The following is a 15,813-nucleotide window of genomic DNA, read 5'->3' on the forward strand; positions in this document are numbered from 1 at the left end:
CAGAGTATACAGGCTAATCGTCGGCCTTCGCGGCGGATTCGGCTCCGGCTTCCCCGGCAGCCGGGAGACTCTCGAGGTACTCGTCGGCGTCGATAGCGGCCTTGCAACCCATGCCGGCAGCGGTGACAGCCTGCTGGTAGTGGTAGTCGACGACGTCGCCAGCGCCGAAGATACCCTCGACGCCCGTCGCGGTCTGGTCGCCACCGAAGCCCCCTTTCGTCTTCAGGTACCCTTCCCCGTCCATCTCGACACCGGTTCCCTCGAGGTACTCCGTGTTCGGCGTGTGGCCGATGGCGTAGAACACCGCACCGACGTCGAGGTCGTACTCGTTCGTCCCGGGGTCGTCGAGCTTCTCTGTCGGGTGCCCTTCGGGATTCTCGACGAGAGTGACGTGGTCGACGCCCTCCTCTTTGGTCCCGTGAATCTCCGTGAGTTCGGTGTTCCAGAGCACCTCGATCTCGCCCTTCTCGGCCTTCTTCATCACGCGGTCGATCCAGACGTCCTCGGCGCGGAACTCGTCGCGGCGGTGGGCGATGTAGACCTTGTTCGCGAACTTCGTGAGGAACGACGCCTCCTCCATCGCGGCGTCGCCCCCTCCCACGACGAGCATGTCCTCGTCGCGGAAGAACGCGCCGTCACAGGTCGCACACGTCGAGAGCCCGTAGCCCATCAGCTCCTCCTGGCCGGGCACGTCGAGCATCCGGGCGGATGCACCGGACGCAGCGATGATGCTGTCGGCGGTGTAGACGTCGCCGTTGCTCATCTCGACGCGGAACGGACGCGACGACGCGTCGACGTCTGCGATGATGCCGTTTTTCGTCTCGGCACCGAACTTCTTCGCCTGCTCTTTCATGTTGTTGATTAGGTCCGGGCCGGAGATGCCCTCGGGGAAGCCGGGGTAGTTCTCGACGTCCGTGGTCAGTGTGAGCTGCCCGCCGGGTTCGTCGCCCTCGATGACGAGCGGCTCGTTGTTGGACCGCGCAGCGTAGATGGCGGCCGTGAGGCCGGAGATTCCGGTTCCAGCGATGATCATGCGGCGGTGCTCGACGACGTCGCCGGTGCCGTCCGCGCGTGCGATTCCGAGCTTCTCGTCGAGTTCGCCCGTCTCGTCGAGGGCGGACGTATCGTCCCAGCCGCCGATGAGTTCGTCGTCGATGAAGACCTCGGGCGCGGTCTTGCGACCGCCGGCGCGCTCGACCATCTCGTCGAACAGTTCCTCGTCACCTGTCACGTTGTAGGTGACGTAATCGACGCCCTTCTCGTCGAAGAGCGCCTTCGCCTTGTCACAGTAAGGGCAGTTCTCCTTCGTATAGATCTCGACGTGGGGCGCGTCTGTCATGGGCGATTCTACTGGATAGACGGGTTTTATAGTTGCGTTGTCGGGCACTCGATGCGCCAACCTGTTTTGGGATGGCATACCGTTCGGTCACAGGGCCCCCATCGCTACGAGTGCAGAATGAGACGAATCGACCTGAGCGCTGTCGCCCGGTCCCCGGCGTCACCCAGCGAGGGTCGCCGTATCGTCACGCATCACCTGCGACCCATCGCTCGACGGCTGCTGGCTGGCCGATATCTGTTGCTCGGTGAACTGGACCGTGACCCTGACGTCGGTCCCGGTCCGTTGCTCGATTCTCGACTCCAGCCTGCCGGCGAGACCCGGGTACGTCCGGTCGGCCGGACGGTTCACGACGACGGTCACCCCGCGTTCGGTGCCCTGACCGAGGTCGATACCGGTCATATCGGTCGACACCGAGACGAGCTCGAGTCGCTCGTACTCCTCGGCTTCGAGCGCCTTCGAGACGGCGTTGTTCGTCTGGGAATCGAACGACGCCTTGCCCATGAGGACCGTTCCGGCGGCGGTGACGATGAGCAAGAGCATGAACAGCGCGGACAGCGTCGGCCAGTGCTCGCGCACGTCGAGTAGGTCTCGCGGACCGTCCCATTCCGCCGGCCGGTAGCCGAGGTACCAGAGCACGGTGAACCCGGAGATGTTGACCGCGACGGCGTTCGCGACGAGCAGGACGAACGCACCGACGGCGACGGCCGGTTCGCCCCATGCGAGACCGATACCGACCGCGGCCGCCGCCGGGATGAGCGCCGCGGCTATCATGACGCCGACGAGGGAGACCGGCAGGGCCGTCGCGAGGCCGAACGCTCCCGCGCCCCCTGCACAGACCGCAACGAGTAGCGAGAGCAATCCGGGTGAGATGCGCTTTGCGACCTGGCCGACCGACGAGACCTGCAACGAGACCGGCACGAGTGCGCCGGACTTTATCGCGAGCCCGAGCAGTGTGGTGCCGATGATGGCGACCGTGTATCCGGCCAGCTGGGTCCGGATACCCAGGCTGATCATCCGCCGGTCGTTGAGCACCATCCCGACGCTGGTGATGAGCGCGCGCCCGACCTGTGGGGCGATGACCATCGCGCCGACGACGATCGCGGGCGAATCCAGCAACAGGCCGATAGCGGCCACGGCCGCGCTGAACAGCGTCATCGAGTAGTAGACGACCGCGTTCCGGTGCATCCCGAGGGCCTTTCCGCGGATCTCCTCGGGGGTGACGGTGTCGTCCTCCTCGACGCCCGCGACGAACCGGTCCTCCAGCTCGTCGTAGTTCCGGGTCTTGGCGGTCTCGGCGGTCGAGATGACGGTGTACTCTCCGTCGTCCAGCCCCGCGTCACGGAGCTGGTCGAGGACGTACTCGACGGCCTGCATCGGCAGCGGGAACTCGAGCAGGACGTGGTCGTCCTCGTCGCTACGCGTCTCCGAGGTGAGGACGTAGTCGACGTTCTCCTCATCCAGCACCTCGACGAGGTCTCCAACCTGTTCGTCTGGGACGAGGACACGGACGAGCCGCATTCGTCAGGTCATGCGACTCCCTGACTGATAATGGTAGGGCCAAGTATTGGCCTGCTCGCAACCAGGTACTCTCGAGTCGATCGTCGAGCGGATACGGGTCTCCTCTCGCTACGAAGAAAAGTGCGGGTCGACCGAGAGGCGAATGGGAGGATGTCGGGCTGGTCAGAGCAGACCGTCGTCCTCGTCCTCCTCGTCGTCCTCGTCGGTGGTTTCAGTGGCGTCGTCGACGGTGTCGGTGCTCGTGGTGGTGGTCGTGTCGTTGGTAGAGCCGTCGACGGTCTCGGTGGTGTCGTCCACCGTCTCGCCGACGGTGGTGGTGGCCGTGTCGTCGGTAGTGGTGGTCGTGTCGTCGGTGGTGGTGTCGACAGTCTGGTCCACAGTATCGGTGGACTCGTCGACGGAATCGGTGCTGTCGGTCGTATCTTCCACGGTGTCAGCCGGTTCGTCTGCCGTTTCGGTGGCACCGTCGGTCGGTTCTTCGGTTGTAGACGTGGTACCGGCCGTCTCGTCGACGGTTTCGTCGGTCTCGTCGACGGTGTTGGCCGTTTCGTCCAGGGTGGTGGAGACCGAGTCGGTGCTATCGTCGACAGTGTCGGTGACCGTATCGGTGCTATCATCGACAGTGTCGGTGACCGTATCGGTGGTCTCTTCAACGGTGTCGGTGGCGTCGTCGGCCGTGTCTCCGAGCGAGTCAGTCGAATCCTCGACCGTCTCGGTTCCCTGGTCGACCGGGTCACCAGTTTCCTCGGCTTCACCGTTCACCGTCTCGTTGACGGTGTCAGTAGTGTCGCCGACGGAGTCGGTGGTGTCGTCCACCGTTTCGTTGACGGTGTCAGTGGTCTTGTCTACCGTCTCGTCAACGGTGTCGGAAACCTCACTCACGGTGTCGTTGACGGTATCAGTGGTGTCGTTGACCGTATCGTCGACGGTGTCAGTGGTGTCGTTGACCGTATCGTCGACGGTGTCAGTGGTGTCGTTGACCGTGTCGTCGAGGTCATCGGTGGCGTTATCGACCTCGTCGGTCGTGTCGTCCACCGTATCCGAGCCGTCGTCCACCACGTCGCCTACCTCGTCCTCAGGGAGCGGTTCCGTGACGTTCTCGGGTTCGTCCGGGAGCGTCTCGTTAGTGTTTCCGGGGAGCGTCTCGTTGACGTCTCCTGGAACGGTGTCGTTGACGTCGCCGGGGAGCGTCTCGTTGACGTCTCCTGGAACGGTGTCGTTGACGTCGCCAGGGAGCGTCTCGTTGACGTCTCCTGGAACGGTGTCATTGACGTCGCCGGGGAGCGTCTCGTTGACGTCGCCGGGGACAGTCTCGTTGACGTCGCCGGGGACAGTCTCGTTCTCGTCCACCGGAAGCGGTTCGTCATCGTCTCCGGGAAGCGGTTCGTCATCGTCTCCGGGAAGCGGTTCGTCATCGTCTCCGGGAAGCGGTTCGGTTCCCTCGCCCGGTGCCGTGACACCGTCACCAGGGAGGGTGGAGTCTCCGTCGTCGCCGTCGCCGTCCGGGATGATGCGAACGCCGGAGTCCCCCCGAACGATGGAGACGGGGAGCTGGGTGGCGAGTCGCGTGGCCGATTCGACCGTGACGACCACGGTCATGCTGTCGGCCGAGGTCTCGTCGAAGCGGAGCCCGTTACCCGGCAGGGCGATGACTGTGTCCCGAAGCGCTGCGCTGGCCGTCTCTACGCGCACAGCATAGGAGTCTCCTACTGTGACGACGGAGAGGCAGAGCTCCGACGTATCGATTCGGGTCGTCTCTATCCGGAACGTATCGTCCGGTGCACCGTCTTCGCTCACGGAACCGACGACCGCGCCGGTTGGCCGCAGGCCGGTGGAGTGTTGTGAATATGCGTCCATGGTCGCCTCCGATAGCGTCACGTCGGCCAGGCAGACCGGTGACCCGTCCGCGGACTGGGTCTGAGTACCGGCGCTACCGGCGCCGCTGGCCCCGCTCGCTGCGGCGACCGGAACCGAGAGCGGCGCGAGGAGGACCACGCCGACGAGGGCGATGGCGACCTGTCGTTCTGTGGGGTGTGATACCATTGATTAGCGGGTGAATCAACAGACGAGGCGATGGCGTGTATGGCTTGACTGATGAATAGCCGGTTCTTTACATACCCTTCCGGACAAACCTATTAGCGTCTAGATAACTAAATGCCTTCAGTGGCTATCACCAATTATGATGCGGTACATCACGTTCACCCTGGACCCTCCCGGACCCAGTGTCCACCCCGCAGGAACTGCCCTCGCCCAGGTCGACGGTGTCAGTCGGAAACGACTCATCCACGTCAACGCCCTCATGGACGGGAACGGTCTCCTGTTCTACCAGCTCGAAGGCGACCCAGATGCCGCTCTCGACGCGCTTGGCGAAGTCGACTCGGTCATCGACCAGGAGCTGATGGACCAGTACGAGGACTGTTTCTACCTCTACGCCTACGTCGAGCCCGGAGAGCCAGCCGGGACGCTGATGTACCTCGCGGAGCGGTACGCCCTCATCGTCGAGACGCCCATCGAGTTCGTCGACGACCGGGCACTCAGGGTGACGGTCGCCGGGAAACAGGCGATGCTCCAGCAGGCGTTCCACGAGTTCCCGGACGAGATCGACGTGACCATCGAACAGGCTGGTCAGTACGGTCCGGAGAACCGCGGGCTGCTCGACTCGTTGACCGACCGACAGCGGGAGGTCCTTGAGACCGCCGCCGAGCTCGGTTACTACGAGGTCCCTCGCGAGGTCACTCGATGCGAAATCGCGGAGGCGCTGGACTGTTCGACGAGTACCGTCGACGAACACATCCGAAAAGCAGAATCCCGACTCCTCTCAGCGCTCGTCGGCTGACGCACCAGAGGACCGCGCCGACACTGCCCGGTCGACGACGGAGTTCGTAGCCCGCTTGACCCGGGTCACGAGACCCGGCCGGTTCTCGCGAACCTCCTCTAACTCCGCGGGCGGTCGCCACGCCACACAGAGCGACCCGCCGAGCGCCCCGAGGAACATCCCGATTAGGAATCCCCCGAGCGCCCCGAATAGGGAGGCGAGCGAGAAGAGGATTCCCGTCGCCCCGGCGGGCGTCGACAGCTCCGGCTTGAACGTCGCGGTCAGCCCACAGATGGTCACGAGGATGGCGAATATCAGCCCGACGAACCCGAAGTGGTTCGGCACGAGCGTGAACCGGAGCGCCAGGTCGAGCGGGATGATGCCGATGATGAGACCGCCCAGGGTGAGGACGGCACCGCCCCAGAACGGCCGCTCAGCTCGCCAGGCCGCGAAGCGTTCGCGTGCGGATGGGTCCCGCGCGTTGGAACCGTCGTCCAGACTGGTCATTGTTCCTCCTCACTGTCGCTGCCGCCAGAGGCGCAGGCCGTCTCCGGGAACTCCGCCTTGTCGTCCGGATTGACCACAGTCTTGACGGTCGAGCCTTCCAGCGTGATGCTGTTGACGAACTGAGACTGGACGTTGATCTCGGCGTTGCTAATGGTGATGCTGTCCGCGTTGATGCCGAAGTCGTTGTCCTTACCGCCGTCGGTGGTGATCTTCTGCCCGTCGTCGAACGCGAGGTCGGCGCGGAGGTGGGTGAACTTCTGGGTCAAACCGCTGAACCTGACCGTCTCGTCCGACGTGATGGCCATCCTGACGGTGTCACCACCACCCGGCATTCCCTCGGGAATCTTCACGTCCTTGTAGAGCTTCAGTCCCTTGATGGTCCCGCTATCGATCTGTGCGACTGCGGAGGGGTAGGCGTCGCATTCGGACGTGTTCTCCACGGTCGCGTACTGCTGGAACCCTTCGCCCTGCAACTCGTTGAACTCGACGGTGAACCCGCCGACGCCGGCGGTGGGGACGGCGACCGCGACGCCGCCGGCGACCACCCCCGCGAGCAGGCCGGTTATCAGTATGTTCGACACGAGGAAGACCGCGATGAATCGGTGTCTATCGATTGCCATCGTTCATCTACAAGAAGTTGGTGGCCATCGGTAACGGTTCTCACGTGAATGCGCGGTCTTTGAAGTGCCCCGAAGAGACGCTCCGAAGATGCCGATATCGATAGTTTTGGCGGCACGAGCGAGGACGAAGCCCTTACCCCGGCACCACCCGTCGGTTTCGGCATGACCGCGGATCTGCACGAGAAGACGAACCGGTACCACGACCTGCTCTCGGAGGCACTGGCCACCTGCGAGGTCGCACCGCCGACGGATACACCGATGGGTGTGGCGGCACTCGACTGTCTGGAGATGGCGCAGTCGTACCTCGACGACGGTGAGCACTTCCGCGAACACGACGACTGGGTGAACGCGCTCGCTGCGTTCTCCTACGGGCACGCGTGGCTCGATGCGGGGGCTCGCGTCGGTCTGTTCGACGTACCCCGCGAAGGTCACCTGTTCACGGTCTAACCCATCAACGACAGAGAATGGACAGAAACCGGCCGTGGTTTCCGGTTCTCTCCCGGTCTGGTCTCACCGCTGTCGATGGAATTACGTTGGGTGGACGTGAGGAGGGAGACGATGGAGGCGGTTCTGTGGTACGTACTGACCGGGACGAGGGGTGGCGAGAACCGCGTCCGCATCTTGAAGACCCTCGACGAACGGCCACGGAACGCGAATCAGCTAGCTGAGGACCTCGACCTTGACTACAAGACGGTGCGACACCACCTAGACGTGCTCGCCGAGAACGGCATCGTCACGGACAGCGGCGACGATTACGGTGCGATATACCTTCCGACCGAGCAGGCACGACACCACTGGGAGACGGTCGAGGACATCATGGAGCGTGTGGAGTGACTATGGTCGAAATTGGGAAAGAGTATATCCACGAAAGCGGCAAAGGAGCGATTAGATGAGCATCTGGGTCTCGCTGGCGAAGGCATCCACCGTCGCCAACGTCGTGCTGTTGTGCGCCCTCGGCTACGTGTGGGGCCGCAACTTCCTGAAGTTCAGGTCGAAGCATACGATGGGCCTGCTCGTCTTCGCGACCCTCTTACTCGCGGAGAACCTGCTCATTCTCTACTACTACCTCATCGACCCGACGCTCTCCGCCTGGTGGCACGACGATAGCTTCGTCCCCCAGGTCGTCTGGCAGTGGCAGATGATACTCCACGCGCTCGAGACGGTCGGGCTCGGGTTCCTCGCGTGGATCACCTGGGATTGACCCCGATAGCGGGCCTTTTCCACCCCATCCTGCCGCACTCACTTCGTCGACTCGTCGCCACTCGTCACCCTCTCCGTCGCCGCTCGTCACCTCCGCGGCTTCCAGTGGTCCGTCCTGGTGCTGCAACCGCGGGAAAGCTACCGCGAGGTATGCGGTATCCTTATATTTCTGCAGTAATCCCCTCGGGTGTCAACTTTTTCAGGCTATCCGAAGTGCTGATAAGCTCTGGTGCGAGAGTATTTAAGCTAATCAATAACTTTAAGTACTTTGCGCCCTTACTTGGAGTGAGTAGTGCCGTCACGTTCGGCCGAGCTTTTCGACCCCACGGGGCGCGACTCACCCACCACGAGGGATACTCCATGAGCGACACGATAACAAAGACATACAGCGGCCAGCGAGAGGCGACCGCGCAGAAGACCGAGACGACTGCCTGCCCCGAGTGTGCGGGGAACCTCATCTACGACGAGGAACACGGTGAGACCACCTGCGCCGAGTGCGGGCTCGTCGTCGAGGACGCGAACATCGACCGCGGCCCAGAGTGGCGAGCGTTCGATTCGAAAGAGAAGGACGAGAAGTCCCGCGTCGGTGCGCCGACGACGAAGATGATGCACGACGACGGTCTCTCGACCAACATCGGCTGGCAGGACAAGGACGCCTACGGCCGTCAGCTCAGCTCACGCCAGCGCCAGAAGATGCAGCGCCTCCGCACCTGGAACGAGCGCTTCCGCACCCGCGACTCCAAAGAGCGCAACCTCAAGCAGGCGCTCGGCGAGATCGACCGCATGGCCAGCTCGCTCGGCCTTCCGAACAACGTCCGCGAGACGGCATCGGTCATCTACCGCCGCGCCCTCGGCGAGGACCTGCTCCCGGGACGCTCCATCGAAGGCGTCGCCACGGCTGCACTGTACGCCTCGGCCCGGCAGGCGGGGACGCCCCGCTCGCTCGACGAGATGGCCATCGTCAGCCGCGTCGACAAGATGGAACTGACCCGGACGTACCGGTACATCGTCCGCGAGCTCAAGCTCGAAATCAAGCCGGCGGACCCCGAGAACTACGTCCCGCGGTTCGCCAGCGAGCTCGGCCTCTCCGACGACGCAGAGCGCCGCGCCCGCCAGCTGCTCGAGAACGCCCGGCAGGCCGGCATCCACTCCGGGAAGTCCCCGGTCGGACTCGCCGCGGCGGCCGTCTACGCAGCCGCCCTGCTCACCAACGAGAAGGTCACCCAGAACCAGGTCTCGGACGTGGCGAACATCTCCGAGGTCACCATCCGCAACCGCTACAAGGAGCTGCTCGACGCGTCCGACCTCGGGCTGACCTCGTAGTCGCAGCCGGTATCCCCCTCCGAGATGGGTGTCGCGCTGTGACGGTTCGATACCGCGATACCTTGCGGCAAAGTTTTTCACGGCTCGCAGTGTTAGAGATTCCCATGGTGGAAACCTACGTCCGCCTTCTGTGTCCAGAGTGCGGGAAAGACTGGGAGTCCCTGCCAGGAGATCTCTCCACCCCGCGCGAGAACTACAGCTGTACGAACTGCCACGCCACCCGACGGCTGGCCGAGTTCATGCGGACAGAGCACGACCTCGAAACGCTCCGCCAGCTCCAGTAACTACGACTGCGGCAGTGCAGTGAGTTCGCCGCACGCGTCACACTTCAGTTCTGTCGTCCCATCGGGACGCAATCGCGTGTCCGGCGAGCCGCAGGCGCCACACCGAACGAACGTCTCGACGTACTCGTCCAGCTCGTCTTCGATTCGGCCGTCGGTGAACGCGCCCGTGAACCGGGCGCCCCCCGCCCCGTCGAGTTCGGCGCTCGTCCCGAACGCGGTCTGTAGTTGTCGAAGGAGGTGCGCCGGCGCACGGTTCAGGGCGTCGACGGTCTCGGCGAAGTTCTCGTAGACGGTAACGCTCCCCTCCTGGCGGACGCTCGGGTCCGGAACGACGAACCGGTCGCCTTCAGCCTGGTCTGCCGACGACGCGTCCATCGCTCTGTCGAGCTGGTCGTCGTAATCCATGTGCGGTCGTTCGTCCGAACCGAGTAAAAGCGTTCATACCTCGATTGGTCCGAGTGCAGCGGGCGCTCTCGGGCCTGACGCGGCCGGTCAGCTCGGTTCGAGTGTCACATATTGACACACCTGGCAAGATATTACATCGTTACCAATAGAGATAAATTCAACAGAATCCATGTATTTCACATGCCCTCTATCTATCTCTACGGGCCATCTATCGACGGAGTGTGCTAACGGGACTCAGGATAATAATATAACCCTTGAACTACAACCCTATTTTGGTTATGAAGAAGCAGGAGCTCATTCACCTTCACGGCCTGCTCGCTGAGGTAAGCAATCACTACGACACACGAACAGACGGCACTCTCTCGCTCGACGAGTACGAGTCGCTCGGAATTCGTCCAACGTCGATTCACAAATCGAAGACTGACCACAAGGCGGCAGTCTTCGCTCTCGCATCGGGCATCACGTCCGACATGCACGGTACGGAAGAAGAGGAGACGGTCGCCGTCTCCGCGGACTGAATCTGCAGGCCGGTTCTACGCTGCAATCTATCTCTCCAGCAGTGACAACCGTCGTCGGCCGTTGACCCAGACTCCGGGACGGGGTATCCTGTCTTCCTCAGCTCGTCCGTAACGCGTTCTCACTCGATGAGGTCTTCGAACTCGGGGAGTATCTCCTCCTCGCTGTTCCCGTCCGCCCGTGCGGCCTCTTCGACGGCGATGGATTCGTCGGACGACTCGTCAGTCGGCGTGTCGGCCGACTCCTCGTCCTCGTCGTCGTCCTCTTCGAGTATCTCGACGTCGAGAATCTCGAGCGGGATGTTCTCGAGCCGCATCCCTATCTCCTTGCGAGCGATACGCGCAGCGTGTTCCTCGCGCTCGACGTTGAACACGGTCATCTCCAGCTCCAGCGCGACGAGCGCCTCGTCCGCCGCGATGAACGCTGGAAGGAGCTCGTCGCCGGAGGGGGACGTACGCGTACCCATGTTTATCTCGACGTAGTTGAGGTCCGGATTCAGCATCTCGCCCGTCTTCGAGATGGCGATGCGGATGGCCTCGTCTTCTGTCGCTACGTCGTAGACCGGCACTGCAGCTTCGACGACTACTCTGCAGTTCATGTGAGCACGTTACACAGGCACGCCCAAAAACCCTCACCTTGAGACGTTGCGACCACCAGGCGGCGCGTCGGTGTGGGCGTCGTCTCTCAACCATCCTACATCGGCTCGTCCGCTTTCCGAAAGCGGGATACGCCGCAGCGCCAACCCTCGGGTGATGGAGTCCGGCACGATACCGCTCTCGTCACTGTCCGGTGGGCTCGACCTGCACGCGACCCTCGAGAGCGGACAGTCCTACCTCTGGCGACGAGAAGACGGCGAGGCCTACACCGCCGGTTCCGACGACGCGGACTCGCCCTGGTACTACACCGTTCTCGACCTCGACGAGAAGGACCGCGACGCCGTCCCCGTCCCCGGCGATTCGCCGGAAGTCGTCCGCGCGCGGGTGAGAGGCGACACGCTCGAATGGGAGGCGACCTGTGACGCACACGACCTGCTCGTCTTCCTGCTGCGGCTCGACGACGACCTCGACGCCATCGTCGCGGACGCCCCCGACGACCAGCTCATCCACGAAGCCTACGACGCCTACCGGGGACTCCGACTGGTGCGCGATCCGCCGTTCGGTTGTCTCGTCTCGTTCATCTGCTCCGCCCAGATGCGCGTCGAGCGCATCCACGAGATGGTCTCGGCGCTCGCGCGCGCCTACGGGACCGAGGTCGAGTTCGACGGCCGGACCTACCACGCGTTCCCCCGCGCCGACCAGCTTGCGGCCACGACCGAATCTGACCTGCGTGACCTGGGCCTCGGCTACCGTGCCCCGTACGTCCAGCGGACGGCCGAGCTGGTCGCGGAGGGAGCTGCGCATCCTGCGGATTTCTTCGACCTGCCATACGAGGAGGCGCGCGACGCGATGACCACCTTCGTCGGCGTCGGCGACAAGGTCGCGGACTGCATCCTGCTGTTCTCGCTCGGCTACCTCGAGGCCATCCCGCTCGATACGTGGATGCAGACCGTCGTCGCCGACTACTACCCCGACTGCGACCGTGGGAGCTACGCCGAGACCTCTCGCGCGCTGCGAGAACGGTTCGGCGGCCGGTACGCCGGCTACGTCCAGACGTACGTGTTCCACCTGCTTCGAACTCGCGACGAGTGAAAGGTTGATAGGGGGTACCGGCGGAACAGTGGTATGCGATACTTCCTCACCGGAGCGACCGGGTTCGTCGGCGGGAGACTCGCTCGACGCTTGCTCGACGAGGGACACGAGGTCGCGGTTCTCGTCAGGCGACCGGAGGACGCTGTCGACCTCGCAGAGCTGGGTGCGGACGTCTACAGCGGTGACATCACCGACAAGGAGAGCATGCGCGAACCGATGTCGGGCACGGACGGCGTGTTCCACCTCGCCGCGTGGTATCGGGTCGGCGCGCACGACTCGACGCTCGCCGAAGCCGTGAACGTCGAGGGGACCAGGAACGTCCTCGAACTGGTGGACGAGCTTGGCATCCCGAAGGCCGTTTACACCAGCACGCTCGCGGTCAACTCCGACACGAAGGGCATCCTCGTCGACGAGGAGTACCGGTTCGACGGCGAGCACCTCTCGGTCTACGACGAGACGAAGTGGCGCGCCCACTACGAGGTCGCCGAACCGATGGCCCAGGAAGGGCTCCCACTCGTGACGGTCATGCCCGGGGTCGTCTACGGCCCCGGCGATACCAGCCAGCTGCGAGAGGTGTGGGTCGACTGGCTCCGCGGCGACCTTCCGGTCGTCCCCCGCGAGACCGCCTACTGCTGGTCGCACGTCGACGACGTCGCCGAAGCGCACGTCCTGGCGATGGTGCGGGGCGACCCGGGTGAGGAGTACATCGTCGCCGGCGAGCCTCACACGTTGGTCGAGGCGTTCGACGTGGCGAGCGAGATAGTCGGACGGAAACCGCCGAGAGCCATCTCACCGCGGTGGTTCCGTGCGCTCTCGCGGGTAGCCAGCGTCGCGGAACGGGTCGTCTCCCTTCCGGAGAACTACAGCTCGGAGGCGCTCCGCGTCCTCGGCGGGACGACCTACCTCGGCGACAACGCGAAGGCGAAGCGCGAGCTGGGGCTCGAGCACCGCCCGTTCGAGACGGGACTCAGAGAGACGCTGGAGCACGAACAGCGGGAGCTGGGCCTGTCGTAGACCCGGGCCGACACTGGCCGATATCGCGGCCACCGCAACCCCCAAGTTCCCGACCGTAGTCCGGTGTGACATGGACGGCCACGGCCGCGCGACCGCCCCCGCCGCGGGCACGGTACTCAACGCCCTCGCGACGGGTCACGGAAGCGCCTTCGCTATCGACCTGGAGACGACCGCCGAGGTCGACCTCGACGGCTCGGGGACGTTCGCGGGCGAGGTCGCGGACCACCCCGACGCCGATACCCGACTGATAGAACGGTGCGCCGAGCTGGCCGTCGACCGCTGGGGCGCCGACCGGGAGGAAGAGACCGGCGCACGCATCCGGACCGAGAGCGAGGTCCCGATGGCCGCCGGCCTCAAGTCCTCGAGCGCGGCCGCGAACGCGACCGTGATGGCGACCGCCGCGGCACTCGGTGTCGACCCGGACCCCGTAGACGCGTGCCGACTCGGGGTCCAGGCCGCGAAAGACGCCGGCGTCACCGTGACCGGCGCGTTCGACGACGCCAGCGCCAGCATGCTGGGCGGCGTCACCGTCACCGACAACTCGCGGGACGAACTGCTCGCCCACGAGGCGCTCGACTCGCACGCGCTCGTCTGGTGGCCCGACCAGCAGGCGTTCAGCGCGGACGCCGACGTCGACCGCTGCAAGCGCGTCGCGCCGATGGCGCAGCTTGTCGAAGAGCTCGCGCTCGACGGCCGCTACGGCGAGGCGATGACGGTCAACGGCTTCGCCTTCTGTGCCGCGCTCGGCTTCCCGACCGACCCGCTCGTCGAGGCGCTGCCCGCCGTCGACGGTGTCTCGCTGTCGGGAACGGGACCGAGCTTCGTCGCGCTCGGCGAGAAGGACGCACTCGAATCGCTCGCAGACATCTGGAACCAGAGAGAAGGTACGACATGGCTCACGACGACACGACAGACCGGCTGCCAGACGACATGACCCTCGACGAGCTCCGCGAGGAGATCGAGGAGATAGACCGCGACATCGTCGAACTCATCGCGAGACGGACGTACGTCGCCGACACCATCGCGCAGGTCAAAGCGGAGCGGAACCTGCCGACCACGGACGAAGCGCAGGAGCAGGCGGTGATGGACCGCGCCGGCGCGAACGCCGAACGGTTCGAGGTCGATTCGAACCTCGTGAAGGCCATCTTCCGGCTGCTCATCGAGTTGAACAAGGTCGAACAACGAAGCGAACGTGGCAACTGAATCTGAAACAGCGGCATCGGTGTGATTTTGGTATCGTACTGAACTGCTGACGTTATGGGGCTAACTGTCGTTCGCGCTGAGCAACAACATGTCGATGGTATATGTCGCGTCTGTGCTGACGGATGGCGTGAGACGTATGCTGGTATCCTCCCTGACGAGGAAATCGAGGCGACTATCGAGGAGTTCTACACTCCCGTGCGAGTCGAACAGGAGGTTCGCTCGCCAGAGGACTGGGACGGCTGGCTCGTCGCGCTTGATGACGAGGAAGTCGTTGGTGCGGGTGGTGGTGGCCTCACTGAACCGACTGTCGGCGAAGTGTTTGTTCTATACGTTGACCCGGCAGAGAAGCGGCGAGGAATCGGTTCACGGTTGCTTGATGTGATGACGGAACAGCATGAACGACGGCATAGTTAGAAGCGGCGAAGTAGCCGAAATCTGTAACGCCAGTCTCAGACCTGAACAGGGTGGAGCAGCGGGAGTCCCGCTGAACCCCCAATCCTACTCCTCGTCGGTCGGTTCCAGCGGCACTCTCGACACCTCGATGGGCTCGTAGTCCTTCTCGGACGAGAGTACGTCCATACTCCGCGTTTCCGCAGTCGCCGCGTGGAACGCATCGAACGGCGTCATCCCTTCGTCGTAGTAGTTGACGGCTTTCAGCACCACCTGTTTCTCTTCTTCGTCTCGCACGGGGACGAGTTCGAGCAGGTTCGCCACGAGCGGCACGTAGTCGAACTCGTAGCGTTCTCGGGCGAGGACGAGTTCGAGATACGAGAACGGCGACGTCTCAACCTCGTACTCGTCGAGCGCTTCCTCCGCCGACCCCTGCAACCAGTCGGAGTCCTTGGCGAGTGCGAGCAGGAAGTCCGTCTCGACGTACACCGTCATTTATCCGCGTCCTTCTCTCGGGCGTCGGCTTTGGCTTCGGCTTCGATGTCCTCTCGAATCTCCTCGATAGACGCATCCCGGAGACCACCTGCCGCCTCCCGAATGGCGGCGAGCGGGTCGTCTGCGACCGGGATGAGTTCGATCCTGTCCTCGTAGGTCACGATGTGATACTTGTCACCGTACTTCTCCCGCACTTCCTTGGGGATGTACAGCCGACCCTGCCGGTCCGTCTCCGCTGACATGGAGTAGACTATGATGGAACAAAATAAGAATCTTACCACTGAAGGAACCTCTATGGCACGACACAGACAATTTCGTAGCAATCCATGGTGGATTTTGTCGAGCTGAACAAGGTGGAGCAACGGGAGAGTAGATAGTCGGAACCGGTGGTTTCCTCGCTTCTATTGTGGGTTGAATGACCAAGTTCCTCTTCCGATACTGGATACCTCTCGCCTTCTTCTTGCAAACCCTGTCAAAATCACCCGAACGGTGAGTC

The 15,813-nt window shown here is 63.7% G+C and carries 21 protein-coding genes; 12 read left to right on the top strand and 9 right to left on the bottom strand.

Annotation, left to right across the window (positions count from 1 at the left end; genetic code table 11):
• Positions 1 to 13 precede the first annotated feature (13 nt).
• From ACSC1Y_RS02370 to ACSC1Y_RS02380, 3 genes are all read right to left on the bottom strand, one after another.
• Positions 14 to 1,339 (bottom strand): FAD-dependent oxidoreductase, encoded by a 1,326-nt coding sequence (locus ACSC1Y_RS02370; RefSeq protein WP_435332991.1) that lies wholly within the window; start codon positions 1,337 to 1,339, stop codon positions 14 to 16.
• Between the two features lie 159 nt (positions 1,340 to 1,498).
• Entirely contained in the window at positions 1,499 to 2,857 is a 1,359-nt protein-coding gene (locus tag ACSC1Y_RS02375) for a TIGR00341 family protein (RefSeq protein WP_435332992.1), read from the bottom strand.
• 162 nt (positions 2,858 to 3,019) lie between these two features.
• A complete protein-coding gene (locus ACSC1Y_RS02380) occupies positions 3,020 to 4,900 on the bottom strand; it encodes a hypothetical protein (RefSeq protein ID WP_435332993.1) in 1,881 nt (626 codons plus the stop codon).
• A 136-nt stretch (positions 4,901 to 5,036) separates the two neighbouring features.
• Between ACSC1Y_RS02380 and ACSC1Y_RS02385 the strand changes: the two genes are divergently transcribed.
• On the top strand, positions 5,037 to 5,693 hold the full coding sequence (locus ACSC1Y_RS02385; RefSeq protein WP_435332994.1) for a helix-turn-helix domain-containing protein: 657 nt from the start codon (positions 5,037 to 5,039) through the stop codon (positions 5,691 to 5,693).
• Here ACSC1Y_RS02385 and ACSC1Y_RS02390 read toward each other — a convergent pair.
• Both ACSC1Y_RS02390 and ACSC1Y_RS02395 read right to left on the bottom strand, forming a co-directional pair.
• Positions 5,676 to 6,179 carry a DUF6114 domain-containing protein gene (locus ACSC1Y_RS02390; protein WP_435332995.1) on the bottom strand — a complete coding sequence of 168 codons (504 nt, stop codon included), beginning with the start codon at positions 6,177 to 6,179 and terminating at the stop codon, positions 5,676 to 5,678. The genes ACSC1Y_RS02385 and ACSC1Y_RS02390 overlap by 18 nt on opposite strands.
• Positions 6,176 to 6,799 carry a DUF6230 family protein gene (locus ACSC1Y_RS02395; RefSeq protein WP_435332997.1) on the bottom strand — a complete coding sequence of 208 codons (624 nt, stop codon included), beginning with the start codon at positions 6,797 to 6,799 and terminating at the stop codon, positions 6,176 to 6,178. Before ACSC1Y_RS02395 ends, ACSC1Y_RS02390 begins: the two co-directional genes overlap by 4 nt.
• 162 nt (positions 6,800 to 6,961) lie before the next feature.
• Here ACSC1Y_RS02395 and ACSC1Y_RS02400 point away from each other — a divergent pair, with 162 nt between their 5' ends.
• The 5 genes from ACSC1Y_RS02400 (at position 6,962) to ACSC1Y_RS02420 (ending at position 9,606) form a co-directional block, all read left to right on the top strand.
• The gene (locus ACSC1Y_RS02400; RefSeq protein WP_435332999.1) at positions 6,962 to 7,246 is read left to right on the top strand and encodes a DUF357 domain-containing protein; all 285 of its coding nucleotides are present in this window, start codon (positions 6,962 to 6,964) and stop codon (positions 7,244 to 7,246) included.
• A 75-nt stretch (positions 7,247 to 7,321) separates the two neighbouring features.
• Entirely contained in the window at positions 7,322 to 7,633 is a 312-nt protein-coding gene (locus ACSC1Y_RS02405) for an ArsR/SmtB family transcription factor (RefSeq protein ID WP_435333001.1), read from the top strand.
• A 55-nt stretch (positions 7,634 to 7,688) separates the two neighbouring features.
• Positions 7,689 to 8,000: a DUF8036 family membrane protein gene (locus ACSC1Y_RS02410; RefSeq protein ID WP_435333002.1), complete on the top strand. Its 312-nt coding sequence runs from the start codon at positions 7,689 to 7,691 to the stop codon at positions 7,998 to 8,000.
• Between the two features lie 359 nt (positions 8,001 to 8,359).
• Entirely contained in the window at positions 8,360 to 9,322 is a 963-nt protein-coding gene (locus tag ACSC1Y_RS02415) for a transcription initiation factor IIB (RefSeq protein ID WP_435333003.1), read from the top strand.
• A gap of 104 nt (positions 9,323 to 9,426) precedes the next feature.
• Entirely contained in the window at positions 9,427 to 9,606 is a 180-nt protein-coding gene (locus tag ACSC1Y_RS02420) for a DUF7836 family putative zinc-binding protein (RefSeq protein ID WP_435333004.1), read from the top strand.
• Here the strand turns inward: ACSC1Y_RS02420 and ACSC1Y_RS02425 are convergent, their stop codons facing one another.
• Positions 9,607 to 10,011 carry a translation initiation factor IF-2 subunit beta gene (locus ACSC1Y_RS02425; protein WP_435333005.1) on the bottom strand — a complete coding sequence of 135 codons (405 nt, stop codon included), beginning with the start codon at positions 10,009 to 10,011 and terminating at the stop codon, positions 9,607 to 9,609.
• A 278-nt stretch (positions 10,012 to 10,289) separates the two neighbouring features.
• Here ACSC1Y_RS02425 and ACSC1Y_RS02430 point away from each other — a divergent pair, with 278 nt between their 5' ends.
• Positions 10,290 to 10,529: a UPF0058 family protein gene (locus tag ACSC1Y_RS02430; protein ID WP_435333006.1), complete on the top strand. Its 240-nt coding sequence runs from the start codon at positions 10,290 to 10,292 to the stop codon at positions 10,527 to 10,529.
• A gap of 119 nt (positions 10,530 to 10,648) precedes the next feature.
• Here the strand turns inward: ACSC1Y_RS02430 and ACSC1Y_RS02435 are convergent, their stop codons facing one another.
• The gene (locus ACSC1Y_RS02435; RefSeq protein ID WP_435333008.1) at positions 10,649 to 11,125 is read right to left on the bottom strand and encodes a DUF555 domain-containing protein; all 477 of its coding nucleotides are present in this window, start codon (positions 11,123 to 11,125) and stop codon (positions 10,649 to 10,651) included.
• 154 nt (positions 11,126 to 11,279) lie between these two features.
• Here ACSC1Y_RS02435 and ACSC1Y_RS02440 point away from each other — a divergent pair, with 154 nt between their 5' ends.
• The 5 genes from ACSC1Y_RS02440 (at position 11,280) to ACSC1Y_RS02460 (ending at position 14,846) form a co-directional block, all read left to right on the top strand.
• Positions 11,280 to 12,215 carry a DNA-3-methyladenine glycosylase family protein gene (locus ACSC1Y_RS02440; RefSeq protein ID WP_435333009.1) on the top strand — a complete coding sequence of 312 codons (936 nt, stop codon included), beginning with the start codon at positions 11,280 to 11,282 and terminating at the stop codon, positions 12,213 to 12,215.
• Positions 12,216 to 12,248: 33 nt separating this feature from the next.
• A complete protein-coding gene (locus ACSC1Y_RS02445) occupies positions 12,249 to 13,229 on the top strand; it encodes an NAD-dependent epimerase/dehydratase family protein (RefSeq protein ID WP_435333010.1) in 981 nt (326 codons plus the stop codon).
• Positions 13,230 to 13,299: 70 nt separating this feature from the next.
• Positions 13,300 to 14,163 (top strand): shikimate kinase, encoded by an 864-nt coding sequence (locus ACSC1Y_RS02450; RefSeq protein WP_435333012.1) that lies wholly within the window; start codon positions 13,300 to 13,302, stop codon positions 14,161 to 14,163.
• Complete coding sequence (locus ACSC1Y_RS02455; RefSeq protein ID WP_435333013.1) at positions 14,121 to 14,432, top strand: chorismate mutase; 312 nt, start codon at positions 14,121 to 14,123, stop codon at positions 14,430 to 14,432. The genes ACSC1Y_RS02450 and ACSC1Y_RS02455 overlap by 43 nt, the downstream gene beginning before the upstream one ends.
• 54 nt (positions 14,433 to 14,486) lie before the next feature.
• Positions 14,487 to 14,846 (top strand): GNAT family N-acetyltransferase, encoded by a 360-nt coding sequence (locus ACSC1Y_RS02460; protein ID WP_435333014.1) that lies wholly within the window; start codon positions 14,487 to 14,489, stop codon positions 14,844 to 14,846.
• An 84-nt stretch (positions 14,847 to 14,930) separates the two neighbouring features.
• Here the strand turns inward: ACSC1Y_RS02460 and ACSC1Y_RS02465 are convergent, their stop codons facing one another.
• Positions 14,931 to 15,317 carry a PIN domain-containing protein gene (locus tag ACSC1Y_RS02465; RefSeq protein WP_435333017.1) on the bottom strand — a complete coding sequence of 129 codons (387 nt, stop codon included), beginning with the start codon at positions 15,315 to 15,317 and terminating at the stop codon, positions 14,931 to 14,933.
• A complete protein-coding gene (locus tag ACSC1Y_RS02470) occupies positions 15,314 to 15,559 on the bottom strand; it encodes an AbrB/MazE/SpoVT family DNA-binding domain-containing protein (RefSeq protein WP_435333018.1) in 246 nt (81 codons plus the stop codon). Before ACSC1Y_RS02470 ends, ACSC1Y_RS02465 begins: the two co-directional genes overlap by 4 nt.
• Positions 15,560 to 15,813 lie beyond the last annotated feature (254 nt).

The sequence above is a fragment of the Haloarchaeobius lipolyticus genome (assembly GCF_051208015.1).
Lineage (GTDB): Archaea > Halobacteriota > Halobacteria > Halobacteriales > Natrialbaceae > Haloarchaeobius.

Excerpts from the sequence above, each read along its gene's own strand:
- ACSC1Y_RS02370 (WP_435332991.1), bottom strand. The coding sequence starts at position 1,339 with ATGACAGACGCGCCCCACGTCGAGATCTATACGAAGGAGAACTGCCCT.
- ACSC1Y_RS02375 (WP_435332992.1), bottom strand. The coding sequence starts at position 2,857 with ATGCGGCTCGTCCGTGTCCTCGTCCCAGACGAACAGGTTGGAGACCTC.
- ACSC1Y_RS02380 (WP_435332993.1), bottom strand. The coding sequence starts at position 4,900 with ATGGTATCACACCCCACAGAACGACAGGTCGCCATCGCCCTCGTCGGC.
- ACSC1Y_RS02385 (WP_435332994.1), top strand. The coding sequence starts at position 5,037 with ATGATGCGGTACATCACGTTCACCCTGGACCCTCCCGGACCCAGTGTC.
- ACSC1Y_RS02390 (WP_435332995.1), bottom strand. The coding sequence starts at position 6,179 with ATGACCAGTCTGGACGACGGTTCCAACGCGCGGGACCCATCCGCACGC.
- ACSC1Y_RS02395 (WP_435332997.1), bottom strand. The coding sequence starts at position 6,799 with ATGGCAATCGATAGACACCGATTCATCGCGGTCTTCCTCGTGTCGAAC.
- ACSC1Y_RS02400 (WP_435332999.1), top strand. The coding sequence starts at position 6,962 with ATGACCGCGGATCTGCACGAGAAGACGAACCGGTACCACGACCTGCTC.
- ACSC1Y_RS02405 (WP_435333001.1), top strand. The coding sequence starts at position 7,322 with ATGGAATTACGTTGGGTGGACGTGAGGAGGGAGACGATGGAGGCGGTT.
- ACSC1Y_RS02410 (WP_435333002.1), top strand. The coding sequence starts at position 7,689 with ATGAGCATCTGGGTCTCGCTGGCGAAGGCATCCACCGTCGCCAACGTC.
- ACSC1Y_RS02415 (WP_435333003.1), top strand. The coding sequence starts at position 8,360 with ATGAGCGACACGATAACAAAGACATACAGCGGCCAGCGAGAGGCGACC.
- ACSC1Y_RS02420 (WP_435333004.1), top strand. The coding sequence starts at position 9,427 with ATGGTGGAAACCTACGTCCGCCTTCTGTGTCCAGAGTGCGGGAAAGAC.
- ACSC1Y_RS02425 (WP_435333005.1), bottom strand. The coding sequence starts at position 10,011 with ATGGATTACGACGACCAGCTCGACAGAGCGATGGACGCGTCGTCGGCA.
- ACSC1Y_RS02430 (WP_435333006.1), top strand. The coding sequence starts at position 10,290 with ATGAAGAAGCAGGAGCTCATTCACCTTCACGGCCTGCTCGCTGAGGTA.
- ACSC1Y_RS02435 (WP_435333008.1), bottom strand. The coding sequence starts at position 11,125 with ATGAACTGCAGAGTAGTCGTCGAAGCTGCAGTGCCGGTCTACGACGTA.
- ACSC1Y_RS02440 (WP_435333009.1), top strand. The coding sequence starts at position 11,280 with ATGGAGTCCGGCACGATACCGCTCTCGTCACTGTCCGGTGGGCTCGAC.
- ACSC1Y_RS02445 (WP_435333010.1), top strand. The coding sequence starts at position 12,249 with ATGCGATACTTCCTCACCGGAGCGACCGGGTTCGTCGGCGGGAGACTC.
- ACSC1Y_RS02450 (WP_435333012.1), top strand. The coding sequence starts at position 13,300 with ATGGACGGCCACGGCCGCGCGACCGCCCCCGCCGCGGGCACGGTACTC.
- ACSC1Y_RS02455 (WP_435333013.1), top strand. The coding sequence starts at position 14,121 with ATGGCTCACGACGACACGACAGACCGGCTGCCAGACGACATGACCCTC.
- ACSC1Y_RS02460 (WP_435333014.1), top strand. The coding sequence starts at position 14,487 with ATGGGGCTAACTGTCGTTCGCGCTGAGCAACAACATGTCGATGGTATA.
- ACSC1Y_RS02465 (WP_435333017.1), bottom strand. The coding sequence starts at position 15,317 with ATGACGGTGTACGTCGAGACGGACTTCCTGCTCGCACTCGCCAAGGAC.
- ACSC1Y_RS02470 (WP_435333018.1), bottom strand. The coding sequence starts at position 15,559 with ATGTCAGCGGAGACGGACCGGCAGGGTCGGCTGTACATCCCCAAGGAA.